Raw genomic sequence first — 25735 nt, forward strand, 5'->3', positions numbered from 1 at the left:
AAGCGAAGGACCTGCAAGGAAACAGGGCTTTCGCTTTTATCTTGTAAAAACACTTATTTTATAGCTTCATGTACCTTTAAAAGCTTGCCCTTAATCGTCGTATTTTTCATTGCCTTCAGAACAATTGGGCCTTTCTCATTCAAGATTTCAACATATGATACGTTGTCTTGGATGGTGATAATGCCAATGTCATCTGCTGTTATTCCAGGTATTTTTGCAATTGTTCCCACAAAATCGACTGCACGGATTTTCTTTTTCTTGCCTCCGTTAAAATAAAGCTTCATTATTCCTTTATTCAGCTGGGCACTTTTGTCTTTTTTTATGACAGGGCGTGCAGTTATTTTTTCATCAAAAGCAGCTTTTCCACTAGAAATTTCATTACTGGCAGGAGCCTCTCTTCTAGGTATTTCAAAACCGATGTATTCTTCAATTTCAGCTAAGAATTTTTCTTCATAAGGTGTGACAAACGTGATGGCTTTACCTGTTTTTCCAGCCCTTCCGGTTCTTCCTGTGCGATGAACATAGCTTTCTTTTTCAAGAGGAAGATCATAGTTGATGACATGGGTGATGTTATCAATGTCAATTCCTCTTGCGGCTACATCTGTCGCGACTAAATAGCGGAACTTACCTCTTTTAAAATCATTCATAACGGCGAATCGATCTTCCTGATAAAGACCGCCATGAATTTTATCACATGGGTAATTAGCCCGGTTCAATTGGCTGTACACAGAATCAACTTGCTCTTGCGTTCTGCAAAAGATGATGCAGCTATCCGGATTTTCAACAATCGTTACATTTTTAAGGAGCGAAAACTTATCGTCTTCTCTAACCGTTATTATGGAATGTTCAATTGCTGCAGTTGTAAGTCCTGCTGCCTTGATCTCGATCTCTGTTGGATTTTTCATATATTTATGGCATAGATTTTCAACATCTTTCGGTAATGTGGCTGAAAAAAGCATTGTCACTCTATCTGTAGGCAGCTCATTGATGATCGCTTCTACTTGATCGATGAAGCCCATATTCAGCATTTCGTCTGCTTCATCAATGATTAAATACTGAAGCCGCTCTAGGGGAAGCGTTCCTTTTTCAATATGATCCAGCACTCTTCCAGGTGTTCCTACAACGACATGGGTCTTTTGCTTAAGCTCGATTTTTTGTCTGTCAAATGGCTGTTTTCCATATATGGCCGCTGCTTTTATCCGCTTAAATCGGCCGATGTTTGTGATATCTTCCTTTACTTGCGCTGCAAGCTCCCTTGTTGGTGTAAGGATCAGCGCTTGGGGCTTGTTTTCTTCCCACTCAACCATCTCGCAAAGCGGAATTCCAAAGGAAGCTGTTTTGCCGCTTCCAGTTTGGGATTTCACGACAAGATCCTTTTTTTCTAACGCAATCGGCAAGACTTTCTTTTGTACTTCTGTTGGCTCTGTATAATTCAAGCTTTCAAGAGCTCTGACAATTTCCGCGCTTAATTTATATTCATGAAAACGATTATGACTCATTTAGCAACCTCATTTTTCTTGTGTCTTTTTCAAGTATTTAACGTACGAATCCTCATTATACTTGAATTGCAGGCAGGAGCGGAATAAATATTGGGTTTTGTTAGCCCATGTTCTTGATAGAGGTCTCTGCTATATTTAGTTTTGCACTTTACTGTCTGGGTACTGCTACTTGCATTTTCAGTCCAAAAACGCACAGAATTCATACTGAAATTCCAAAAACCCAAAAATTCAGCTGCCTTTGACATTTCATCACATCACATTAGGAGAAGTGAGCCCTTTTTACGTACGGCAACATCCTAGAAGAATGGTTTCTAGATTTATTATCTGAAAAGTTTTTTTAACTATCCGCACATGTCATCTTATTATCCAAAAACCGTGTTTTGTGATCCGATATGAAGTATTTATTATCCGACCAAACACCTGCTTGCCACAAGTTCGTACAAAAAAGTGCAGCCAATCCTCTTAATGAGAAATCCGCTGCACTTTCTAACTGCTAATCTATTAATTTAATACTTTAACATTTACTTCTCTATTACCCCAAGACGCTGCTGCATCTTCTGATGGAATAAATACATCAATGCGATTTCCTTTTATGGCACCGCCTGTGTCTTCAGCAGTCGCATAACCATAGCCTTCAACAAATACTTTCGATCCTAATGGAATAACATTTGGATCAACCGCAATCACTTTTTTGTCAGGATTTGCTTTTAAGTCAACACCTGTTGCCGTTGTTCCTGAGCAGCCTTCACAATTTGCTGTATAAGCTGTTGCTGATACAGTAATCTCTTTTGCTACATCTTCACCTTCATTGACGGCATCGTTTTCAGACGTTGCACTGGCAGCTGCTTCATTCACTGAAGGATTTTGGTCCTTTGGTTCTGCTTTAACTGCTTCTGCTTTTGGTGCTTCTTTTGTTTGATCGTCTGCTTCATTGTATATAACAAGCTCTTGTCCAGGATGAATCACATCTCCTGATAATTCGTTTTTATCTGAGATATGATCTGGACTCGCATCAAATTTTTCTCCAATGCTCCAAAGCGTATCACCTGCAACTACTGTGTACACTTCTTCATTTGAAATTTTTAATGTATTGTCTGCAATAATTATGTCTGATGATAAGTCGTTCCATTTTTTCATATCATCCACTGAAACCTTGTGCTCTTGTGATAGGCTCCAGAGAGTGTCTCCTTTGTTTACGACAACCTCTTCTGCTTGTGCGTTTATTCCTGCTGTAGTTGTTAGTGCGGCTACAGCCGCTAATGAAAAGATAGTTTTTTTCATATTGTTCCTCCTCCTAGTCAGCAATAACGAATGTAGACCATGTTATCACAAAAAAGAGGCTTGTAAAAAACAGCGAGATAATAAATGAGTTACAATTGTAACAGAACCATAACAATAACCTTACTGAAAAACTGAAAATTCCCTCTTTATTCCTTGTTTTCCTGTAAAACCTTCTTCCTAAATTAGGTAGTTTTTCATCGTTTCTCTGCAAGTCTTCATTATTATCATCCGAGATTAGCAGGCTTGACCTAAAGAATTTATTTCTAGAGTGAAAAATCATTTACAGAATAAAATTTCAAACCAGCATCTGTTTTGACCTTCAGCTTGCAGTCAATCATTATGGAAAAACAAATCCAAGCAATCCGAATCTTGATATCAATCAAGACGGTGCTGTCAATGAAACCGACGTTCGTTTCATCGAATCGAACTTCCTAAAAGTTGGTCCTGAAGCAGCATCCAACGCCAAACCGAAAGAGAAAATTGGAAAAAAAGGATTAGTTGAATTCTTAAAACAGATTGGTTTGTCACCTAAAGATAATTGATTATTAAGCCTTAGAAGGACAGCAAAATTTTGCTGTTCTTTTTCTATATTTTTTGAAACAAATTTAATACGCAGCTCGTCTTACTAGTATAAGAAAATAAAGGGGGAGATTTATAAATGTTAAAACGGTTAAATGAAATGGAAATGACAAAACAAGACCTGTTTCTCGGACTTTCAGGCGCAATCCTAATCGCTTTCTTTATACAATTTATCTCGTAAACGTCTATTCATGTGTACAGACGTTTTTTTATTGCTTTACTAGTACTTCAATCAAAATTTATTTTCTTCCAAGGCGCTAGATTCGCCATTGAAACTTTTCTATAATAATAGAAAAGTTCAAGCAGCTGGGGTGAGGGATATGATCGAGGGAAAACTCATTAAATTTTATCGCGAAAAAGAAGGACTTACACAAGGTCAGCTTGTCTCAGGGCATTTGCTCCGTCACCCATTTGAGTAAAATTGAGCGAGGTATTACGGAATACTCTGATGAAATAACGTATTTACTTTCCAAACAACTGAAGATTGATCTTAAATCGGAGGTAGCCCGCTATAACAGTCTAAATGAAAAGCTATCTGATTGGCACGAAGCGATGATCATGCAAAGAACACGCGAAGTGGAAAGTCTGAAGGCTGAAATCGAACAAGAAACATTAAAGGATTTACCTGATTATTTAACTATTTATCGGCTATTGCTTTCTAAATATGAAAAAGCCCTTGAACTATTTCCGCAGAACATTAAACATTCTAAGAATCATAGATACAGAAACAACAATGATTGCACAGCTTAACGCGAAGGAACTTCACGATTTCGAAGATACGAAGCAAAAGTATGATTCCCTCCTGAAACTTTGCGATGCTTGTACGGCAAAAGATCGAAAAGCGAAACTCCTGCATAACCTGGCGTTTGAACACTCCAGACGTAAAAAGTTTAAAGAAGCTTCGGATATTTACAAGAAGGCAATGAAATTAATAAGCACAGACAACTCTCAATACTTAACGACACTTGAAAGCTATCTTTCAGCTTGTCACAAAGGAAAACTTTTGCCGGAAGAAGAGCTGATTTCTCTTGCCAAAGAAGGCATGAATCTTTGTAAAAAAAGAAATGATAAAAGACTCGTCTATTTTCAGCTGCAGCTTTACCTATTGAACAACCAAGAAAGCCATTATTATCAATATATCGAAACGACAGCCTTAGAGCATTTTCGTAACAGCGGCTATAACATCCTGGTTGATCATTATGAAAAGAAACTGTTTCAGTACTACATCAAACAAAACGAAACAACAAAAGCATTAAAACTGGCTGAATCCTTGTTAGAGGGAAAAAGAAGTTTTTATGATTATGAGTAATTTAAACTCCTCCTTTCGCACAAAAGAACCCCCCTTGAATAATCAAGGGAGGGTTACTTCATTGATTTAAACACTGATTATTTCTTCCGATTTCACCCGATTCCTTCTAACCGCATATCCTACCGCAAGTGCCCATCCAATAATTATAAATCCGTAAATAAAAGGAACAACAGCAGCGTCTGCTTCCCATGTTGTAAGCAGCGTTCTTGAATTTGTAAGAACAATAAATCCTCCCACTAATACACCAAGCAGATAAGCAGGAAGTTTTTTGACGAGCCAAGCTGCCAGCGGAGCTGCAACGATGCCGCCGATCATTAGGGCAAAAACCCAATACCAGTTTACTTGCTCCCAGCCGAGCGAAATGAAAAAGCCAAGTGTGGCAGAAACAGCGATGGCAAATTCACTTGTGTCGACTGTCCCGACAACCTTTCGGGCAGAAGTCCCTCTTTGTGATAAAAGAACTGGAGTTGCAATTGGCCCCCAGCCCCCGCCGCCAGTTGCATCTGCGAAGCCTGCAATTAAACCAAGCGGAATCGATTTTTTTCGGGTTAAAGCAAGTGATTCATTTTGCTGCCGAGTTTCGAAGTGAAATAGAAATCGAACGAGAACGTAAAGTCCTAATGCTAAAAGGAAGACCGCTATAAATGGCTTTGCAAGGTCTCCTGGCAAATTACTAAGAAAACACGCTCCTGCAAACGCCCCAATGGATCCCGGAATGATTAATTTGTACACAGCATTCTTATCAACATTGCCGAATTTAATATGGGATGCTCCCGATGCCGCAGTTGTAACGACCTCCGCTAAATGAACAGAGGCTGATGCTACGGCTGGAGCAATTCCAAATGTAAGCAGCATTGTCGTTGAAGTAACGCCATAAGCCATCCCTAATGAACCGTCAATAAGCTGAGCCAAAAAACCAATGAAAGCAAAAATAATCAATTTACGCACAACAATTCCTCCCCTTCGGAAATGAAAAAGGTCCTTAACAATAAGTTAAGGACCTTTGGTTTTCCAATCAGTCTGATTATTATAAATATTCTATGTAATTTTATTATACATAATTCCTATAAGCTTACAAGGTTTAATTTCATTCTTTATTTTTATAAAAAAATTTAAGACTTGTACATCTCCATATATATCAGTCTTTTCTATTCGTTTTGAATATCTGCTAAAATAAAACTCTAAACATTAAATAGAAACGGAGTGTCACTTCCTTTTGATACTAGGCCCTAGAGTTTTAAAAACTGGATTATCGGTTTCACTTGCCCTTTTTATTTGCTCAATTTTTCAATTAGAGCCGTCCGTGTTTGCAGGTGTTGCTGCTATCTTCACCATACAGCCCTCCATTTACCGGACATGGAAGCAAGTGATGGATCAAGTTCAGGCAAATACACTTGGAGCAGCGCTTGCCCTCTTTGCCATCTTCTTTTTCGGCAGTAATCCAATTGTCATTGGGGTTGTTGTCATATCGGTCATTATCATCAGTTTAAGGTTAAAAATGGATGCTACCATTTCGCTGACCTTGGTGACGGTTTTAGCGATTATGAGTGCTCCTGGAAATGAGGACTTCTTATTTGTCTGGAATCGTTTTTTAATTATATTAATAGGAATTGCTTCTGCTTTTCTTGTGAATTTGCTGATCCTCCCACCAAAATATAAAGAAAATTACTACGCTAAAGTTCAATCTGTTTTTGAAACAATGTCACTATTAATGCGGACTGCTATTTCAGATGAACTGACAGAAAAGTATTATCAGGAAAAGCAAAAAGAATTTAGAAGCGAGCTGCAAAAGCTTGAGGACTTATACGAAATCTTTGATGAAGAACGGGAAAAAATGGCGAAGGTAAATCCGCTGAATGTGCGGGAACTAGTGGTTTTTAAGCAAATGCTAAAAACCATTCAGCAGGCTGCAGACGTTTTAAAGGTCATTGAAGAGCATTATTTTCAAAGCAGAAGTACGATCGTGGATGATCAATTGTTTGATTCCCAGATTGAACAATTAATAAAATGGCATGAATATCTCCTCTTTAAGTACGAAGGGAAAATCAAGACAAATGACCGTTTTGAAGATGATACCTTTCTTCGCGAAAGCAGAATCTTCCTTATCCAAATGATGGAATCAGATTCCGAAAAGCTTGAAAACCAGCGCTTAACTGTTGTTGCATCGGCTGTTTATGAATATGCTTTCCAGCTGAAGAGGCTTGATCAGCTCGTAGATCGGTTTGTGAAAAGAGCAGATAATGAAGGATAATAAAGCCCAAACTCGGGCTTTTTTTTTGCATATTATGAAGCATATGCTGAAATCTCATAGCCTCTTTATTCTAGTAAAATATAATCATGTAAAATTCACATATCATATATGATATTTCCCATTTAAACACGATGATTGAAGACAAAAACCATCTATATTAACTGAATTCCATTTGTTATACTTTTAAACTTTGAAGGATATTCAGTCTTTATGTCTAATTTAACATGTATCAAAAGTTGTGAGGGATGACACGATGGAAACTGATCTAAGCATAAAAATCAAAGCTTTCAGCGTAGACTTGACGGCTAAAACCATTGAAAGATCTCAAGAGTTTAAAAATCATGCAGCAATCCTGAATACCTTTTATCAGCTGATCGGGGACTATTTGCATGAAGAAAACCAGGAATTTGAGCATGTATTCAGGACATGCGCGAAACTAATTGCCCCAAGATTAACCGAGTCTCCATCTGCACTTGAAAAATCTCTTAAAAGCATGGCCCACATCCGGGCGGTTCTAATCGATTTTCTTGAAGAGCAATCAGAAACCATTCCAATCTCAGTATTGTTTGAAACGATCAGAAAACTCGATCCCCTCCTGCAGATGATGTCAGGGACAATGATTACCCATTACAGTGAGAATCTATTAGTGACAAAGTTTGCACTTGATGAATCGAATAAAGATCTGCAAATCACTCTTAAGGAGCTTGCTGATCTTAAAAATGCTTTGAATGAAGCAGCCATTTTTGCAATTACGGACAAAAACGATGAAATTATTTATGTGAATGATAGATTTTGCGAGATTTCAAAATATAAAAAAGAAGAGCTCATTGGCCGAAGTCATTATATTTTAAATTCACACTTTCATACGAGCGAATTTTTTGATGATATATTACAAACCATTAAGCGCGGTGAAGTATGGAAAGGTGAAATTCTGAACCGGGCGAAGGATGAATCAGAATATTGGGTTGATACGACAATTGTCCCTTTTATTGATGAGCAAGGAGAGACGTATCAGCATATTTCCATTCAGCATGACATTACCGAAACGAAAAAAACGGAAGACATGCTGCGAAAAGCGGAAAAATTATCTATGGTTGGGGAATTGGCTGCCGGTATTGCTCATGAAATCCGCAATCCTATGACTGCCATTAAAGGTTTTGTTCAATTATTAACTGAAACAGAAAATGGAATCAAATATGGAGATACGATTTTAAGCGAAATCGAACGCATTAATTTTATCGTCAGCGAATTTATGGTTTTTGCAAAGCCTCATGCAACTTATTTCAGCAAGTGCAGCATGCCTGAAATTGTTTTTAGTGTCATTAAGCTGCTAGAGCCAGAAGCACTATTGAAAAATGTGATCATACATCCGGTCATTCCAGCAGAAGAGGTTTTCATATTTGGTGAGAGTAATCAATTAAAACAGGTCTTTTTAAATATTATAAAAAATGCAATTGAAGCGATGCCCTCAGGCGGCGAAATTCATATTTCAATTGAAGAAACAAGCAAAGAAATCAAGGTTTCCATTAAAGATACCGGGGTCGGAATGTCAGAGGAACATATCCAAAAACTAGGAGTCCCTTTTTATACAACCAAATCAGACGGTAATGGTCTGGGATTGATGGTAAGCTATAAAATTGTTCATAATCATAGAGGTCAGATTGAAGTGAGCAGCCAAGTTAATGAGGGAACTTGCTTTACCATTACATTTCCGAATTGAATGAATACGGCCTAAGGGATGGGACGCATTTTTTGCCGTACAAAAAAAAGCCCAGTCATCGACTGGACTTTCTGGACTGGACTTTCTGGACTGCACCTATGCAGACTGAACTTTTTTTTCCACAGCTTCCGGTTGAACTGCCTGCTTCGTTTTTCTGATTTTCGGCACCGGTATAATAAAGCCGCTAAGCGGAATAAACTGCAGAATTCGGATAAAAATGACTGCTATTAGCATCACTGCCAAAAACATAAGCGGGACATAATTCACTGACCAATATTGATCTGGGAGGTGTCTCGCAAATAAATACAAAATCATCGGGTGAATAAGATAGATCCCCATTGAATACTGGCCAATCAGCGTTAATGGTTTTTTAATTACATTCCACTTTGCCAGCAGTGGATAAATGCCAATCGTAGCAATACAAAGCAATGGAATATATATTAAGTTTGAAAGTCCTCTGTTTGATATATAGCCAACAGTCTGATACTCGAACACTCCGCATCCCAAAACAATCAAGACTAATGCGAGCATCTTCCAAGGACGCTTCGTGGCAAAGCCTACTATTTCATCCCAAAAATAAGCAAGAAAGCCACCAAATGCAAAGTAGAATATCCAAATTGGCATAAATGATTTACTAGCCAAAAATTCTCCAAATGCCCCTTCTATACCTGGGTTAAATCCATAAAGATTATAGCTGATAATCAACGAAACAAACGCAAACACGAGCATCAGCGTCTGTGTACGGAATAATTTTTGAAGAAAAGGAAAAATAAAATAAAATTGAACAACAATAGCAACAAAATATAGATGATAAAAGGAATCTCCCATTAAAATCTTTTTCAATTCCGCTCCAGGATCTCCGAAGGCTTGTTTGTCATAATAGTATAAAAGAAAGCGGTAAGCCAAGCTCCAGATCAGGAATGGCATCAAAATCTTAGAAAAGCGCGACTTGAAAAAGCTTCCCATTTCAAACCCTTTTCTCTTCACCTGATAAAAGAGGAGAAAACCGCTGATGACAGCGAATATGGTTGTCCCAAACCGTCCAACTTGGTTAAGAAAATAAGTAAACGGGTGCCATGTTTCATCATTCATTCCGTAATGTGTCGCTGAAACATGCACTCCCACAACCGCCAGGCAGGCAAATGCCCTTAAAAAATGAATCTCAAAAATGTATTTTTTGTTTTTTTGACTTGATGCATCTGTTGATTGAGCAGACATTCATTTTCCCTCCCTCTAATCTAAAATCCATTCTCATTTTAATGGGAATCAGCATACAAATGTTGGCTTTTTGCAAAGAGTGGTCTTTAGTAGCAAATTGAAAATGGGGACGAATGATTCACCTGCAGAACTTGTAAACGCTTTATCCGTTGTTGCGGTTTGTAAGGTTTTGTACCTAAGAAATAATCGATAGGAAAAGTTGGTTGAAAGGTCATTGGTTTTTGGTAAAGGTTTCTTCTATGAGGATTTAATGACAATACCTATTGGAGCAGAAGGCTTATGAAAAGGATGATGTTCATTATAGTATGTCCTATAAAGTACTAGAAGGGAGTCAATAGTAAGGACATATGCCTCTATGTTGTTCTAATTTATCTGAGAATCAAGTTCAAAAATTAACACATCCTAACACTATCTTTACAGGAAAAGGTGTGTTACAAAATGAAAGATCCATACGAATGCATTATCGTAGGTGCAGGTATAGCAGGACTTCAAGCTGCAATCCAGCTTGGTCGTTATAATCGTAAAGTGCTTGTGATTGATTCGGGTTCTGGCCGGTCTACTTTATGCAGAAGCTACCATAATATTTTAGGATGGCCTGATGGGGTTAGCGGTGAATTTCTGCGTGACCTTGGAAAAAAACAGGCAGAACGTTCAGGTATTTGTTTTTTAAATAATCAGGTGATAAGTATTAGAAAAGATGGTTCTTTTTTTAGTGTAGAGACGGCCGCTGGAGACATATTTAGTGCTGCACGGATTTTGCTTACGACCGGTCTAACAGATCGTATCCCTGACATTCCAAATCTGAAACCGTGTCTTGGAATTAGCATTTATGTTTGCCCTGATTGTGACGGATATGAGGTTCAGAAAAAAAAGACGCTAGTGCTTGGTTCAGGAATGGCAGGAGCAAACATGGCCCTTACGCTGACATACTGGACAAGAAATCTTACATATATCAATCATGAAAAAGAGAAATTACCGGATGATATGAAAATAAAACTTCAGGAGAAGGGCATTCGATATTTAGAAGAAAGAATTGTTTCTGTTTTAGCAGATGATACTTCTCAATTTAAAGGCGTTCAGCTTACTAATGGAAAAGAAATATATGGAGAAAGAGCTTTTATCGCATTTGGCGGAAATAAAGTCCATTCAGAATTGGCCAGTATGCTTGGAGCTGAAAGATTGGAGAATAAGCATGTGCTGGTGGATCCAAGGACAAAGGAGACAAGTGCAGCAAATGTCTGGGCGGCAGGAGACCTTGTCGCACACTCTGAACAAGTGACCATTGCAATGGGCGAGGGCTGTCAGGCAGCGATTTGGATTCATAAGAGTTTGTTATAATTTTGATTAGTTGGCATTGGTCTGGCTTGATGGGATTGGTTTTGGATCGTTTGGATCTGGTTTCGGCTCGTTGGATCTGGTTTCGGCTTGTTGGAATCTGGTTTCGGCTCATTGGGATCTGGTTTCGGCTTGTTGGAATCTGGTTTCGGCTCATTGGGATCTGGTTATGGATCGTTGGAATCTGGTTTCGGCTCGTTGGAATCTGGTTTTGGATCTTTCGGATCTGATTTCGGATCGTTGGAATCTGGTTTAACTTGTTGACGTTAATTTCAAATTGTTGAAAGCATCTTTTACCGATTAGAACATGGTTTCATTTGAAGCCGTAATTACCTATTTGTATTCACACTGGACAACATTTGCTCGCCTACTATCAATTTGTGATCATTAATGGAATCTTTTTCTATTTTGTGCCATATAACGAACTCATTGCAGCACATTGAGACCCACTTTTCGTTTTTGTGCCCTATTAGGGCCTCAATGCATCAGATTGAGGACCTCTTTTCGATTTTGTGCCAGATTATGGCCTCATTGCAGCTGATTGAGGACCACTTTTTCGTTTTTGTGCCATATAACGAACTCATTGCAGCACATTGAGACTTTTGTTGGCCGTATTGACCCCTCAATGCGAGCCTTTTCGTTTTTTCACCGTATCACGGCCTCAATGCGGCAGATTCAATCTCTATTTAAGCTCTTCCATCCCGCTTTTCTCCCATTCTGCCAATCGTCTATTAACTATGGGCTCCAACTGCATTACCCCACATTAAAAGCCGGCTACATTCGCAGCCGGCTTTTTACTATTCGTATTTTTTAAACACAAGAGTCGCATTATGACCGCCAAAACCAAGTGAGTTGCTTAATACTACATTCAACTCCCCTTTTCTCGCTTCGTTCGGTACATAATCTAAATCAAGTTCAGGATCAGCTGTTTCATAATTGATGGTCGGCGGGATTACTCCGTCTCTAATGGCTAATACAGAAAAAATAGCCTCTATTGCACCTGCTGCACCGAGCAAGTGACCAGTCATTGATTTTGTAGAGGATATCGGGAGTTCATAGGCATGACTTCCGAATACAGCTTTAATTGCTTGTGTTTCATAAAGATCATTATAATGAGTACTTGTTCCATGTGCATTGATATAATCAACAGCTTCCGGCTCAAGTTCAGCGTCCTGAAGTGCCATTATCATGGAGCGCTGGCCCCCTTCTCCTTCCGGGGCAGGGGTTGTGATGTGGAAGGCATCACCGGTCGCACCATACCCGGTAATTTCTCCATAGATCACGGCATTCCGTGCTAATGCATGCTCAAGCTCTTCCAATACTAAAATGCCTGCTCCTTCTCCAATAACAAAACCATTCCTGTTTTTATCAAATGGTCTTGAAGCCATTTTTGGATCGGGATTTGCAGTCAGCGCCGTCATGTTTGAAAATCCTGCCACTGTCATTGGGGTAATGGCAGCTTCTGTTCCGCCGGTTATCATGACGTCAGCATCTCCGCGCTGAATGACTTTAAAGGCGTCGCCAATTGAGTTTGCCCCGCTTGCACATGCAGTTACCGTGCAAGAATTTATTCCTTTCGCACCTAGCTCAATGGAAACTCTGCCTGCTGCCAAATCAGGGATCAGCATTGGAATGATAAAGGGGCTGACTCTTCTTACCCCTTTTTCCAGAAACTTAATGTGCTGCTCTTCAAATTCGCCTAAACCCCCGATGCCAGAGCCAATCCAAACTCCCACGCGATTTGCATTGTTTTCATCGATTGAAAGCTCCGCATCCTTTACAGCCATTTTACTTGCAGCTACGGCAAGCTGTGTAAACCTGCCCATTCTTCTTGCTTCTTTGACGTCCATATAATCTTCTGGTTTAAAATCATTTACTTCTGCTGCGACCTTTACATTATAAATACTAGAATCGATATGCGATAAGGGTCCTATGCCGCTTATGCCCTTCTTAATCTTGTCAAAGCTTTCGTCTGCGGTCAGTCCAAGCGGTGTTACGGCTCCAAGACCTGTAACGACAACTCTCTTTTTCATATCTTTCGCCTCCTTCGGGAATATATGAATCTGTTAATGAGTATTTTATCATCAAGTTTCAAGTTCTTTCCACCCTATCTTCCTCCGGCAAAGAAACCACAGCTAATCATTGAAAAAATAGTTTAAAAGACTTACTATTTAAGTAGCAAGAAAATTTACTAATTTTACATATTTTTGAAGAGCTTCTCATAAAAAAGAATACAACCTAAGGAGTGAACAATAGAATGGGTGTTACTCTCAGCAAAGGTCAAAAAGTCGATTTAACAAAATCAAACCCTGGTTTGCAGAATGTCATTGTGGGATTAGGGTGGGATGTGAGCCAGCAAGGATCAAATTACGATCTCGATGCTTCTTCATTTTTACTGGGCCCTTCCGGCAAAGTAAATAGTGATCTGGATTTCGTATTTTATAATAATCCTTCTGGCGGAAATGGCTCGATCCTCTATACAGGTGATAACAGGACAGGTGCAGGCCACCAGGATGATGAGCAAATTCAAATTAATTTAACAGCTGTTCCACAGACAATCCATCGAATTGCATTTACGATTACAATCCATGATGCCCAAATGAAGCAGCAGAATTTTGGACAAGTACAAAATGCATATGTAAGAATTTTCAATCCACTAAACAATGAAGAGCTTTTGCGATTCAATCTTGGCAGAGACTTTACCGTTGAAACAGCAATTGTAGCAGCAGAACTTTACCGTCATAACGGCGAATGGAAATTCAATGCGATTGCAAGCGGTTTCCAAGGCGGTCTTGCTGCATTATGCCGCAATTTTGGAGTATCCGTTGATGATGAACCTGCTCCTGCAGCAGGCATACATACACAAGGCTTCCAGCAAAATGGGCAGTTTCAGCAGAATAATGCTCAAAATTCCTATTCTGCTCAACCGATGCCGTCTTATCAGTCATCTAATCAGCAAAATCCATCTTTTGGTCAGCCTTCATACGGTCAGACGAACCAGCCTTATTCACAGCCGCCGGCTCAAAGCTCACAGAATTATGGAGAAAACATCAGCTGTACCCGCTGTCACTCTACAAATGTACGAACTGGCGAAAAAGGGTTTGGACTTGGAAAAGCAGCTATAGGAGGACTGATTTTAGGTCCAGTCGGTTTGCTTGGAGGATTTATCGGTAAAAAAAAGCTGAAGTTCACATGTAACAGCTGTGGAAATTCGTGGTCTCCTAACCAGACCGATTATGCAGAATGGGCCAATCAGCAAAAAAGAAAAGCTATGGAATTGTTCCAAAAATACAAAAGCCAGGATGTCATGGAAGCAGTTGTTGCTGCATGTGCACTTGTCGGCATGGCAGATGGCAGATTAGATCCGTCTGAACGTCAAAAAATGACTGAATTTGTAAACCAAAGTGAAGAACTGCGCGTTTTTGATACAAATAAAGTCATTCAGCAATTTAATATCTATGTACAGCGAATTGAAAGAGATCAAATGATTGGCCGTGCTGAGGCGTTTAAAGCACTTGGTAAAGTTAGATCAAAGCCTGAAATCGCAAGACTAGTTGCACGCTACTGTATTGCAATCGGGTATGCAGACGGGCACTTCGATCAAAATGAACAAAGAGTTGTAGCAGATATCTGCAATGAACTTGGCCTTAACCCGCATGAGTTCCTTTCTTAAAATGATAAAAATACTAACTCCAATTATTCTGGGGTTAGTATTTTTTTCCTGAAAATTAGTTTGTCACTTTTTCTTACACATTTAATGTTCTTAGATTTTTTCTATAGTAGAATAAGAGAAAATTCTAAAAAAAATTTACCCTTCTTTGATCATATACACTCCTCGTCTTGGTTTTACGACAGTAGGATAGCGCTCAATAACCTTTACCATAAATGCAGAAGGAGAGGATACCCGCTTGCCTGTTTGAACCTCCAGCTCATCTGCAATTTGTTTCGGAGTGGCTACTTTTCGGCTCCTTAATAGGTGAAAAGCAGCTGCAATCAATTCGTTTGACTCTTTTTTCGTATATCTCACAGTTCTCCATCCCTTTCTGATAAAAATCCTATTTCATTTATTTTACTTGGAAACTCCGTTTAAATCTACAACGTTTTAAAACGTTAAAGCGTTGATTGGTTTATTTATTATTTTCCTATATTATCTTTCCTCCATTTATTTTTTCAAATTCTCTTTCAAAAAAATGGTTGGCCTGGAAAAAGAAATTGCATTCTTGAGGCTGAAAAAAAAAGCAGATCTAGTCATCTTAAACCTTCATCAATTTCATGCCTATCCATCCGGAGAGACCGATCCTATCTCAATTGTCTATTCTGCAGGACGAAGCGATGTTATAACTACAATCATAAACGGGAAAATCGTAATGGAAAAAGGGGTCATGAAAACAATGAATAAAGAATTCATATTATCAGAGGCTAATCGTTCTATTAATCGTTTGCTAAAAAGGGCAGCATTGACTTAGTAAGGTATAATAGAGTTATAACCTTATAGAAATGAGTGACAGATTCTGAAAGAAATAATTAAATTAATGGCTGAGGCCGTAAACAATATTCATGATTTGATCAATGCGTTTGTCTACCAATCGCTTGGGCTGAACTTAACAGATAAAGATCTGCATTTCTGGATTATGGGCTTCATCGGGATGGCAGTTTTTATATTTATATATATTTTTTCTAAATGGCTGTCAAAGCTCCCATTTGGCATTACTGCTTTGTCTTTCCTTTATACGCTTACTTTTATGTTTGTGATCGTATTCGGAATTGAAATCCAGCAGGCCCTGACGAATCGCGGAAATATGGAATTTATAGATGCCGTTATAGGTCTTTGGGGATTTATCTTCCTTTTCCTTATCTATATTGGGCTAATTGTCATTTTCTTGATTTTCAGAAGTATTTTTAAGAGATTCAGAAACAAAAATGATGATATTGAGATGTAGAATGAGCTCTCTTAGAGGGCTCATTTGTTTTTTAATAGAGTATTGGTTTATCAATTGATTTCCTGCTTTTATCAGTGTAACTGACGAATTTTATCAGTTCCCTTTTCAAGATTTATCAGTTTAAAATAGCAAGTTTGTCAGTTAACAATTTTTCCCTTCGTTTCAAAAAAAGACAAAATACCCAATGGCGTCGAGGGAAAACCATAAAATTGGGTCTTATCTTATTAATAAGAACGGGTTAAGGAGATAAGTGGAAAAAAGAAAGTGAATCGCAGATTGTTAAGAAAATATTTCCAATTTCGGAAAGTAAAATCAATCTATATAAAAACTGTCCATTTTACCTAGACAGAACATTCTTCACCTGTATCAGCACAACTCTCAATGATTCCGTGCAATCCACCTATTTTCCTAAGCCTGTCCCAAAATATTTATATTTTTTCTCGTCAACAGCTTATACATATTTCAAAAAAATCCCCATACCTATTACTAAGTTCATATATTTTTTTAACTGATTATGTAACCGTTTACAAAAGAAAGGAGTTTTTGTGTGAATATTTTACTATGCTGTGCTGCAGGAATGTCGACAAGTCTTCTCGTTTCAAAGATGGAGGCGAGTGCGAAGGAGCAAGGATTGGACTGCAGGATTTGGGCAGTTGGAGCAAGTGAAGTAAACAAACATATTGATCAGGCAGATGTTCTGCTAGTAGGACCGCAAGTCCGTTATTTGCTGCCGCAATTAAAAACAAAGGGTCAGGAACGCGGGATTCCGGTTGATTCGATCAATATGCTGCATTACGGAACATGCAATGGAAAGGAAGTTCTTAAATTTGCGTATGGACTTATTAATTCAACCAAGGGGTGACTAGAATGGGAAAGGTCAATCGCTTCTTTGAGGAAAAATTTATGGTGGCTGCTGCCAAAGTGGCAGGACAGCGGCATCTTCAGGCGCTGCGTGATGGAATTATCCTTACAATGCCTCTGATTATTATCGGATCTATCTTCTTAATTCTTGGTTTCCTTCCAATAGAAGGATATCCGGAGTTTATGGCAAGCGTGTTTGGTGATCAGTGGCTGACAAAGCTCCTTTATCCTGTTGGCGCTACGTTTGACATAATGGCTCTCATTGCAGCATTCGGGATTGCTTACCGCCTTGCTGAGAAATACGGTGTCGATGCGCTCACAGCTGGGGCGATCTCTGTTGCAGCCTTTCTCCTTGCGACTCCTTATCAAGTTCCGTTTCTTGCAGAAGGCGCAAAAGAAGCTGTCATGGTCGGCGGCGCTATTCCCGCTGCTCTAATGGGAAGCAAAGGATTGTTCGTTGCCATGATCCTTGCGATTCTATCTACTGAAATCTTCAGATTCGTCATCCAAAAAAATCTGGTCATCAAAATGCCAGATGGTGTTCCGCCGGCAGTAAGCCGTTCGTTTATCGCGCTTATACCTGGATTTTTCATTCTTACTTCTGTTTGGCTCTTGCGTTTACTGATAGAAAATACGTCGTTTGAAAGTCTTCATAATGTCGTCAGTATCCTTTTAGGAAAACCGCTTGGCGTACTTGGCGGAAGCTTAATTGGAAGTCTTATAGCCGTTATCCTGATACAGCTTCTCTGGTCAACAGGACTTCACGGGGCAAGCATTGTCGGGGGCGTCATGGGTCCAATCTGGCTGACCTCAATGGATGAAAATAGGGTAGCATTTCAAGCCGGAGAGGCCCTTCCGAATATCTTTACACAGCAATTCTTTGATCTTTTCATCTATATCGGAGGATCTGGTGCAACGCTATCCCTTGTTTTCTGTATGCTTTTCCTTGCAAAAAGCCAGCAGATGAAGCAGCTGGGGAGGCTGTCTATCGGTCCAGGTGTGTTCAATATTAATGAGCCGGTCACATTTGGAATGCCAATTGTCATGAATCCGCTCCTCATCATTCCATTTATCTTGACTCCAATTGCTATTACAATTACAACCTACATCTGTATGAAAACTGGAATTGTCGCTAAACCGGCAGGAATCGGTGTTCCATGGACAATGCCTCCTCTCTTTGGCGGATACTTGGCCACAGGAGGAAAAATATCCGGGCTCATTATGCAGCTTATTAATATGGTGATCGCCTTTTTTATCTACTATCCTTTCTTCCGGATGTGGGATAAACAAAAATTCAATGAAGAAAATCAATCAGCTTCATAATGGAGGGAATCTATGAACAAAGAACAGTTATATGAACTTTCCTTTCACTTAATCGCCCATAGCGGCAATGCCAGAAGTCTGGCGATGGAAGCGATACAAGAATGTAAAAAAGGAAACTTTGACCAGGCTTTTGAAAAACTTGAGGAAGCGGATGCGGAATTCATAAAAGCCCACCGGTTTCAAACTGAGCTGATTCAAAAAGAAGCCAGCGGTGAAAAGTACGATATCCCTATTATACTCATTCATGCACAGGACCACTTAATGACTGCGATGACTGTAAAAGATCTTGCATTAGAAATCGTTGAAATTTATCAGCGGACAAAGAAGGTGTAGGCTTGACGAATAAAAAAGGTTTGAAAATCGCAACGATTGGCGGCGGCTCTTCTTATACTCCTGAGCTGATTGAAGGTTTTATTAAGCGCTATGATGAGCTCCCTGTTTCAGAAATATGGCTTGTGGATGTACCTGAAGGAAAACGAAAATTAGAGATCGTCGGCAGTCTCGCAAAACGAATGGTGGAAAAAGCAAATGTGCCGATCACTATTCACCTGACTCTTAATAGGCATGAAGCATTGGAACATGCAGATTTTGTAACAACGCAATTTCGTGTCGGCCTTTTGGATGCACGTGCAAAAGACGAACGAATCCCGCTTAAATACGGTGTACTTGGGCAAGAAACTAACGGACCTGGCGGCTTGTTTAAAGGCCTGCGCACCATCCCAGTTATTCTGGATATTTGCAGAGAAATGGAGACATATTGTCCTGATGCCTGGCTGATTAATTTTACGAATCCTGCCGGCATGGTAACGGAGGCTGTTCTCAGATACAGCAGCATTCGGAAGGTTGTTGGTCTTTGCAATGTGCCGATTGGCATGGAAATGGGTGCTGCGAAGATATTAAACGTAGAATATTCCAGAATCCGAATTGATTTTGCAGGCTTAAATCATATGGTATATGGTCTGGATGTGTATTTAGATGGCAAGAGTGTTAAACAACAAGTGATTGATCTCATTACAAATCCCGAACAATCCGTAACGATGCAAAATATTGTTGCACTCGGATGGGAGCCTGAATTTTTAAAAGCTTTAAATGTCTTCCCATGCCCTTACCACCAGTATTATTACAAAACAAGACAAATGGTAGAAAAAGAGATTAAAAATGCCGAAACCATTGGGACTCGTGCTGAGGTAGTGAAAAAGCTGGAGGATGAATTATTTGAGCTATATCAAAATGAAGAGCTTGCAATAAAACCTCCCCAGCTTGAAAAAAGAGGCGGCGCTTATTACAGTGATGCTGCCGTACGTCTGATTCACTCCATTTATACAGACAGACGTGATATTCAGCCGGTTAATACAATGAATAATGGAGCGATTGCGAGTCTGCCATATGATTCTGCGATTGAAATAAGCTCAGTCATTACGAAGGATGGGCCAAAGCCGCTTGCGATCGGTGACTTGCCTGTAGCAGTGCGCGGCCTCGTTCAGCAGATCAAATCGTTTGAACGTGTTGCTGCCGAGGCAGCTGTAACTGGCGATTACAATACTGCCTTGCTTGCGATGACGATCAATCCTCTTGTAGCATCTGATACAACAGGGAAAAAAATCTTAGATGAAATGCTCGAAGCACATAAAGTACATTTACCGCAATTTTTCAAATAGAAAAAAACCGGCCGTTTAATTTTAAGGAGTTCCATTTTGGGAGGAAAAACCTGAAATCACACGGTATTTAGCACCGGGAATAGCATTTGGATTAGTAAACTAATTCGCACCGCTTTTAGCGGTGTTTTTTTGTCATACAAAAACTAAGTTTTGAACTGAGTTAATTAGTTATTTCATTATAGCCCCCGATTGTGGAATATCATTTATGCTGTCTTATCGAAGAAAAGCGCCCGATTGTTGAATAAGAACATTAAGGAGCTGTTGGTTTTGAATAAAGTTTGATTAAAAATTTTCTGTAAACCCACAAGCTATAGCTAATAAAAGGAAACCATTTTGAATGGACTCTCCGTTTTCTAAAAAAGTTTAATCAAAACTCATTTAGAAATCCTTGATTGAAAAGATAAAGTATCACAACTTTATTCAAAACTTCGCATCTTTCTTACAAACATCGCAATTTTATTTTATAGACAAAATTACCAATGGCGGATTCCTAAGAAAATTAATAATAAAATCCAAGTAAAAATTTAAGAAAAATTTAATATTTACCCCACTTTTTATTTTAAAAGTTTATCCTATCCTATAAACAAGTTACCTAAAAATGAAAAAGTGGGGATTTTTATTGGTTTTTGCATTATTTCTAGTTTTTATTTTTAATATATTACCGATATCAGAAGAAATAGCTGAAAAATTTTCGGAGATGATAGCATAGTGTAAAGTAAGATAAAAGCTTAGATTATAAGTTTGAAAAAGAATTAGGAATTGAGGATTTATATGGAAAAATCAAAAAATAATCAAAATAAAATAACTGTTGGCTTGTTGGCCGTATATTTATTTGCATTAACATGGATTATAGTCTTTAAAATGCAATTTTCATTTCAAGGCTTGCCGAATTTTAGGGAAATCAACTTAATCCCTTTTGCTGGTTCAGCTAATGTTAATAATCAATTAGATTTTAATGAAATAATCTTTAATGTACTTGCATTTATCCCATTTGGAATTTATATCAGTATGCTAAAACCAAATTGGTCTTTCTTGAAAAAGATTGCAGTAATAGCAGGAGTTAGTTTGTTATTTGAAGTATTGCAATTCATCTTTGCTATAGGAGCTAGCGATATAACTGACTTTATGGGAAATACATTAGGTGGAATTATTGGAGTTGGAGTTTATATTGTATTTTGTAAGCTGTTTAGTACAAAAGCAAATAAAATCCTTAATGTTTTAACTTCAATCGGAGTGATATTCCTTGTTGCATTAGTGCTGGTATTAATTAGTGGTGTTATTAGGTTTAAATTTTAGTAATTGGAGAATTGCTGTTCATGAAAATAGGCAAAAGGTCACGTGGTTGGAATGAGTCAGTATGGAGCTAACGGAATGGCGATTGAAGGAAGAAAATATACTGACATTCTGAGTTACTACTACAAGGATGTTGACTTAGGAAGAATAGATACCTTTATAAATGAAATAGACAAAGAAGTTGTAGTTCGCAATTAAAAAAGAAAAGGAGAATAACCTCTTCTATTTTGTCACGAGTAGAAGACGCTGCTTTAGCATCCAAAGAAAACGGCAACCTCACATAGGTTGCCATTTTCCATTAAAGCCCCCTAAAGCTAATGAAGCTTTTTTAAAAGCTGCGTTTCCCTGCCCAAGCTCCTTGCATTTTACTAAGGAATACAATTTGCCCAATATGATATGCGTCGTGCATTGCTAAACTCTTCAGTTCAAGCACTAATGAATTATCTTCTCCTGGGATCTGTCTATACAAATCTTCATGTTCTGATTTTGCTAGTATTTTTCCAAGTTCACGATGAACAAAAAAGTATTCTTGTTTTGTTTCCTTCCAATTTTCTAACGTCTCAGTTGGTAATCGAAATGTAGATTCATTATTTTCTGCCTGTGGTTCATTCGCTGTTTCACCAAGAAATCGCATCAGAAATCTCTTTTCATAGAAAAGTAAATGACAAACTAATTCCCAAATGGAATTCATTGCCCCATCAGCTGGTTTCCAAATTGCCTGTTCAAAAGTGATATCCTCTAGCACTTTTTCAAGTGGTGGAAACCAGTCTTCTTCATCTAAGCAGCTTGCCCATTGCTGTAACAAAAGTGTTTTTACATCCATTTTCTATTCCCTCCAATTTAATCCCTTTACTAGATAATCCCGTTGGTCAAAATTCATTTGCAGCTTATTGTAGAGAGGTCACTAATTAAGGTGTTATGCCAATTCCTTGTTCAATTAAACTGCCCGATTGCTTAATACCAATTATTTCAAAATCAGGTGATTAACTCAACATTTTTATTCCACTAAAAAGGACACTTACCTTATTACAGATAAGCGCCCGATTGTTGAAAATCGTCCTGGACCAACCCTGTTTGTTAGTGTCGGGATTAATCACTAATTTAAAGAAAAGTGTTTGATAGCATGCTTAACTCTCTCGCAACTCTCTACTTGAAGATATAATATATTATTTGTTTCCAGGGCTAAAAATTCAATTACTTTTAAAACTGGAAGTACAATATCATTTTCGTATTTCCCCATAATCCCATATGCCATTGGTTTAAAGTGTGCAAAGTCATTTCGATAACTTATTAACTTGTCAATAGCCAATCTTTGTTCGGTCCCAATTTTTAACGTTTTACTATGTGTAAATTGCATCATATACGCTTCTGATTCACATCTTGATAATACACTATTTATATCTAGAATTTTTCCACTCATAAATGTTCCATACTGTAAAAAGGATTCGTCACTTTGATCACCATAAATAAAATCTGTATAATTTCTCTTAACTCTTTCAATAATCCTTTCTAATTCCTTTTTCCTAATAGTCTTGAATATTCTTCCAATTGGATTTGTGCCCTTTATGTTACATATTCCAAAACTATATAAAGCTCCATGTAAAGAAATCATTAGCCATTTAAAACGGTGTTTATCATTACTTTCATAATTTGGAGGCTAATCAATAATTACGGTAATTCTAAAAAGCAGCTTTTCTAGCTGCTTTTTTTGTCTATGTTTTGAATATAGTTGTTCTTTTACGTCTTCTCTTCAACTATTCTGCCACGTTAGTACAATAAGAAAAAAGCCACCTAAAATGGCAGCAGTTCTTCAACTAAAGGGAACCCGTTTGTAATATGAGGTTAGCTTCTGGTTGACCTTTTATCATTAGGTCTTAATATATCAATAGTCGGGGTCGAACGTCGCAATGATTTATTCAAGAAGATGTAGACCATGTTGTTGAATCCTATTTTTGATTTTTTCATGACCAACTTGAGTTTCATCGTATATAATCTTTACTTCACCATCATCGACGTCTACCAAAGCTCTATCAATGCCATTCATTTGCATAAGAATAGTTTCTAAAGTTTTAATCGGTTGCTCATTTGTTGCTTCTTTAATAAAAATTGTTATTTCTTGCAATTTTGTCCCTTCCTCCCAAACGTTTTTTCTTTGATTTTAATGACTAAAATATTCTTGTTTTATGTTACCCTTTATTTGAAGAAGTATTTATATATAGTTAATAAAGCAATCTTCGTACATGCTCAAGTAGGCTTGATGGTTGTATAAAAAAGTGGGGGTATACAACCACTTATTCCATTAAATGGACCGATGAACAAAAAATTCCTGCAATACAGGAATTTTAATCAAACTTTATAATAAAGTTTGATCAAAAATAATACATGAACCTGCATTTTTGCGGCAAATTCAAAGAATCCATTTTGAAAAAAGATCGATCAAAAATGGATTCTACAGTTTAGAATACAGATGGAATTTTTATAAAAAAGTTTGATCATTTTTTGGTAAGTTTCTTGAACATTAGCACCTGTTCGTAATATAAGTTTAGCCAGATATTTAAAATGTATCTGTCCCTTTCTGTTACTATCTATGACCCGGCTATTTTTTCTCCCCTTGGCTGGATGCTGTTGGCGTCCGGTTCGACGGTGATGCCGATTTGATCAAAAGTCTGCCCTTCTGCGAGCTGGTAGGTCAATATTCCGGATCCGTTTTCGTTCGGCTTGAATATGCCGCCATTTTCCCTCTTGCCGTTTTTCAGCAGCCAAACCTGGTAAACCTGTGAACCTTCGACACCGGGCAATTCGTGAAGCTGCACCACCAAATCTTTCTCTGATTCCTGTTGGACAATATAGGCCATGCCGTTTGTTCCCGGGTGGCTTTGATTAGCTGCTTTTAAGGGAATGGCCGTTAAAATTTCAATGGGTATATTTTCGGCATGGTAATTTTTTTCCTGTACATTCGCTATTCCAAGGCCAATAATCGCGAGCAATAAGACGGCCACGATACTGGCTGAAACTGGAGTGAACTGGCTTTTGAGCATCATAGCAAGCTTGCTCATCTTAGCCATGAATGTTTCCGTACTACCTTTCCTTTTGTGATCAAAAACAAACCCCAGCACCTCGCCTTTTAGCGATTCAGGCACCTCGATTTCGGTATAATCAAACGGCAAAGCATGCCATGCCTGGGACAATTCCTGATATTCTTTCTTACACTCCCTACAATTCTTTAAATGTTCAACAAAGGCCATGTGTTCGCTCTCCTCGAGCTCATTTGATATATATGGAATTAAATGATCACAATCCCTTCTCATTTTATATCCTCCAGTTCCAGATGCTTCCTCAACCGTTTAAGAGCCTGGTGAAGCCTGCTTTTAATCGTGCCGAGCGGCTCTTGTTCCAGCTTGGCGATCTCTGAAAGAGAATACCCTCTCCAATAAAGCAAATCGATTAATTTTCTTTGCGCTGTCGGCAATTTGTTTTTCGCTATCGCAATATCATTCGTATTTACTTGTTGCTCGAATGCATTGGCAGGGTCGGTGATCTCTTCATGTTCCTCTTGATGGTGTTGCGTATGCCTCTTCTCTTTACGGAGGTAATCAATGCAAATATTGCGGGTAATCGTGAGGAGCCAATTTACAAAGCTGCCTAGAGCGGGATCGTAATGGCTGTTTGTTGTCCATAGCCTCAAAAAGACCAATTGAATAATCTCTTTCGTCTTATCCTCATTCCCATTGCAAAACTTCATAACGAAGCTGTAAACAAGCTTTATATATCGATCATAAAGCTCCTCCAATGCGTGACCGTGTTTTTCGTTTATCAATCTCATTAATTCCGCATCGTGTTTTTCTTTCATGTGGCACTCCCTGTTATTGGATAAAAATATATTGCCATTATACTATTTTAAAAGTAAGGATGGGAACGACCACGACTGATCGTTCCCTGGGCAAGCTTATTCAAATTCTGTTTGGCTGTTTACGACAAACCATACATCTTTTACTCCTTGTCCGTTTACATCCCCTTCTTGCTGGTCTTTTGCAAAATAATAGAGAGGAAAGCCTTTGTACGTGACCTGCTCCTCCCCGTTGTCTTCTCTTGTGATCATATCGAAATCCTTTTTGTCAAAACCTTCCGGGACGGTGAAATCCTCCTGGGTAAATGCCGGCCAGTTTGCCAGGCAGTCTCCGCTGCAATTGCTTTTTCCTGCTTTGTCCTTTTTAAAGTAATACAGGGTCCTTCCCTGTGGATCCGCCAGGTACTCTCCAGCTATCTCATTCTTCAAAAGCTGGAGGCTGTCAGCTGGGGCTTGTTCCGATTTAGTTTGTTCCGTTTGGGCTTGATCGGGTTGATCCGTCTTTGTTGTTTCCTCAGTGCTTTTTCCGCAGGCAGCCAAAGCAAAAATAAACGAAAGTATCGCGAGGGTAAAAATTCCTTTTTTCATGTATGTTCCTCCAGTTTTTTAGATTTAAGGCTC

25 protein-coding genes and 2 pseudogenes are annotated in these 25735 nt (G+C 38.6%); 15 read left to right on the plus strand and 12 right to left on the minus strand.

The features are described 5' to 3' along the window. Positions 1 to 53: 53 nt before the first annotated feature. Together CYJ36_RS20295 and CYJ36_RS20300 are read right to left on the minus strand one after the other, a co-directional pair. A complete protein-coding gene (locus CYJ36_RS20295; protein WP_101569085.1) occupies positions 54 to 1499 on the minus strand; it encodes a DEAD/DEAH box helicase in 1446 nt (481 codons plus the stop codon). Positions 1500 to 2000: 501 nt separating this feature from the next. Then, on the minus strand, positions 2001 to 2780 hold the full coding sequence (locus CYJ36_RS20300; RefSeq protein ID WP_101569086.1) for a 3D domain-containing protein: 780 nt from the start codon (positions 2778 to 2780) through the stop codon (positions 2001 to 2003). 990 nt (positions 2781 to 3770) lie between these two features. Here CYJ36_RS20300 and CYJ36_RS24555 point away from each other — a divergent pair. Both CYJ36_RS24555 and CYJ36_RS24560 read left to right on the plus strand, forming a co-directional pair. After that, a complete protein-coding gene (locus CYJ36_RS24555; RefSeq protein WP_257962576.1) occupies positions 3771 to 4109 on the plus strand; it encodes a hypothetical protein in 339 nt (112 codons plus the stop codon). Continuing rightward, positions 4093 to 4668, plus strand: a complete 576-nt coding sequence (locus CYJ36_RS24560; protein WP_257962578.1) for a hypothetical protein — start codon at positions 4093 to 4095, stop codon at positions 4666 to 4668. The genes CYJ36_RS24555 and CYJ36_RS24560 overlap by 17 nt, the downstream gene beginning before the upstream one ends. A gap of 66 nt (positions 4669 to 4734) precedes the next feature. On the opposite strand, the gene CYJ36_RS20315 is transcribed toward CYJ36_RS24560, so the two are convergent. Further along, the gene (locus CYJ36_RS20315; protein WP_101569087.1) at positions 4735 to 5616 is read right to left on the minus strand and encodes a sulfite exporter TauE/SafE family protein; all 882 of its coding nucleotides are present in this window, start codon (positions 5614 to 5616) and stop codon (positions 4735 to 4737) included. Positions 5617 to 5884: 268 nt separating this feature from the next. Here CYJ36_RS20315 and CYJ36_RS20320 point away from each other — a divergent pair, with 268 nt between their 5' ends. Both CYJ36_RS20320 and CYJ36_RS20325 read left to right on the plus strand, forming a co-directional pair. Then, positions 5885 to 6919: an FUSC family protein gene (locus tag CYJ36_RS20320; protein WP_101569088.1), complete on the plus strand. Its 1035-nt coding sequence runs from the start codon at positions 5885 to 5887 to the stop codon at positions 6917 to 6919. Positions 6920 to 7172: 253 nt separating this feature from the next. Then, complete coding sequence (locus CYJ36_RS20325; protein ID WP_101569089.1) at positions 7173 to 8639, plus strand: ATP-binding protein; 1467 nt, start codon at positions 7173 to 7175, stop codon at positions 8637 to 8639. A 96-nt stretch (positions 8640 to 8735) separates the two neighbouring features. Here CYJ36_RS20325 and CYJ36_RS20330 read toward each other — a convergent pair whose 3' ends face one another. Next, positions 8736 to 9857: an acyltransferase gene (locus CYJ36_RS20330; protein WP_101569090.1), complete on the minus strand. Its 1122-nt coding sequence runs from the start codon at positions 9855 to 9857 to the stop codon at positions 8736 to 8738. Between the two features lie 438 nt (positions 9858 to 10295). Here CYJ36_RS20330 and CYJ36_RS20335 point away from each other — a divergent pair, with 438 nt between their 5' ends. Continuing rightward, complete coding sequence (locus tag CYJ36_RS20335) at positions 10296 to 11195, plus strand: NAD(P)/FAD-dependent oxidoreductase (RefSeq protein WP_101569091.1); 900 nt, start codon at positions 10296 to 10298, stop codon at positions 11193 to 11195. Positions 11196 to 11989: 794 nt separating this feature from the next. Here the strand turns inward: CYJ36_RS20335 and fabF are convergent. Further along, positions 11990 to 13225, minus strand: a complete 1236-nt coding sequence (gene fabF, locus CYJ36_RS20345) for a beta-ketoacyl-ACP synthase II (protein ID WP_101569093.1) — start codon at positions 13223 to 13225, stop codon at positions 11990 to 11992. 224 nt (positions 13226 to 13449) lie between these two features. On the opposite strand from fabF, the gene CYJ36_RS24680 reads away from it, so the two are divergent. After that, positions 13450 to 14865, plus strand: a complete 1416-nt coding sequence (locus CYJ36_RS24680; RefSeq protein ID WP_101569094.1) for a TerD family protein — start codon at positions 13450 to 13452, stop codon at positions 14863 to 14865. Between the two features lie 135 nt (positions 14866 to 15000). On the opposite strand, the gene CYJ36_RS20355 is transcribed toward CYJ36_RS24680, so the two are convergent. Beyond that, positions 15001 to 15219: a Rok-like winged helix domain-containing protein gene (locus CYJ36_RS20355; RefSeq protein WP_101569095.1), complete on the minus strand. Its 219-nt coding sequence runs from the start codon at positions 15217 to 15219 to the stop codon at positions 15001 to 15003. A gap of 193 nt (positions 15220 to 15412) precedes the next feature. Between CYJ36_RS20355 and CYJ36_RS20360 the strand changes: the two genes are divergently transcribed. The 9 genes and pseudogenes from CYJ36_RS20360 to CYJ36_RS24170 all read left to right on the plus strand — a co-directional run. Beyond that, positions 15413 to 15658: a hypothetical protein gene (locus CYJ36_RS20360; protein WP_142382730.1), complete on the plus strand. Its 246-nt coding sequence runs from the start codon at positions 15413 to 15415 to the stop codon at positions 15656 to 15658. 66 nt (positions 15659 to 15724) lie between these two features. Continuing rightward, the gene (locus CYJ36_RS20365; RefSeq protein ID WP_224773403.1) at positions 15725 to 16132 is read left to right on the plus strand and encodes a hypothetical protein; all 408 of its coding nucleotides are present in this window, start codon (positions 15725 to 15727) and stop codon (positions 16130 to 16132) included. A gap of 547 nt (positions 16133 to 16679) precedes the next feature. Continuing rightward, entirely contained in the window at positions 16680 to 16994 is a 315-nt protein-coding gene (locus CYJ36_RS20370; RefSeq protein ID WP_101569098.1) for a PTS sugar transporter subunit IIB, read from the plus strand. Between the two features lie 5 nt (positions 16995 to 16999). Beyond that, a complete protein-coding gene (gene celB, locus CYJ36_RS20375) occupies positions 17000 to 18316 on the plus strand; it encodes a PTS cellobiose transporter subunit IIC (protein ID WP_101569099.1) in 1317 nt (438 codons plus the stop codon). A gap of 12 nt (positions 18317 to 18328) precedes the next feature. After that, the gene (locus CYJ36_RS20380) at positions 18329 to 18649 is read left to right on the plus strand and encodes a PTS lactose/cellobiose transporter subunit IIA (protein WP_101569100.1); all 321 of its coding nucleotides are present in this window, start codon (positions 18329 to 18331) and stop codon (positions 18647 to 18649) included. Between the two features lie 2 nt (positions 18650 to 18651). Further along, positions 18652 to 19974: a 6-phospho-beta-glucosidase gene (locus CYJ36_RS20385; RefSeq protein WP_101569101.1), complete on the plus strand. Its 1323-nt coding sequence runs from the start codon at positions 18652 to 18654 to the stop codon at positions 19972 to 19974. Positions 19975 to 20572: 598 nt separating this feature from the next. Further along, positions 20573 to 20659, plus strand: a pseudogene (locus CYJ36_RS24935) (carboxypeptidase); the annotation flags it as partial. An 86-nt stretch (positions 20660 to 20745) separates the two neighbouring features. Next, the gene (locus CYJ36_RS20395) at positions 20746 to 21270 is read left to right on the plus strand and encodes a VanZ family protein (RefSeq protein WP_101569102.1); all 525 of its coding nucleotides are present in this window, start codon (positions 20746 to 20748) and stop codon (positions 21268 to 21270) included. Between the two features lie 36 nt (positions 21271 to 21306). Continuing rightward, positions 21307 to 21465 (plus strand): annotated as a pseudogene (locus CYJ36_RS24170) (stage II sporulation protein D); the annotation flags it as partial. 130 nt (positions 21466 to 21595) lie between these two features. On the opposite strand, the gene CYJ36_RS20400 reads toward CYJ36_RS24170, so the two are convergent. The 6 genes from CYJ36_RS20400 to CYJ36_RS20425 form a co-directional block, all read right to left on the minus strand. Further along, a complete protein-coding gene (locus CYJ36_RS20400; RefSeq protein WP_101569103.1) occupies positions 21596 to 22090 on the minus strand; it encodes a DinB family protein in 495 nt (164 codons plus the stop codon). A 273-nt stretch (positions 22091 to 22363) separates the two neighbouring features. After that, on the minus strand, positions 22364 to 22879 hold the full coding sequence (locus CYJ36_RS20405; protein ID WP_101569104.1) for a hypothetical protein: 516 nt from the start codon (positions 22877 to 22879) through the stop codon (positions 22364 to 22366). A 300-nt stretch (positions 22880 to 23179) separates the two neighbouring features. Beyond that, positions 23180 to 23389, minus strand: a complete 210-nt coding sequence (locus CYJ36_RS20410) for a heavy-metal-associated domain-containing protein (RefSeq protein ID WP_101569105.1) — start codon at positions 23387 to 23389, stop codon at positions 23180 to 23182. A gap of 463 nt (positions 23390 to 23852) precedes the next feature. After that, the gene (locus tag CYJ36_RS20415; protein WP_374702842.1) at positions 23853 to 24512 is read right to left on the minus strand and encodes an anti-sigma factor; all 660 of its coding nucleotides are present in this window, start codon (positions 24510 to 24512) and stop codon (positions 23853 to 23855) included. A gap of 59 nt (positions 24513 to 24571) precedes the next feature. Continuing rightward, positions 24572 to 25117, minus strand: coding sequence for an RNA polymerase sigma factor (locus tag CYJ36_RS20420; RefSeq protein WP_101569107.1), 546 nt, complete (start codon positions 25115 to 25117; stop codon positions 24572 to 24574). A gap of 96 nt (positions 25118 to 25213) precedes the next feature. Next, on the minus strand, positions 25214 to 25702 hold the full coding sequence (locus tag CYJ36_RS20425) for a hypothetical protein (RefSeq protein WP_101569108.1): 489 nt from the start codon (positions 25700 to 25702) through the stop codon (positions 25214 to 25216). Positions 25703 to 25735: the final 33 nt, after the last annotated feature.

Origin of the sequence: Bacillus sp. UMB0893 (assembly GCF_002858905.1) — a bacterium.
Classification (GTDB): Bacteria; Bacillota; Bacilli; order Bacillales; family Bacillaceae; genus Bacillus_P.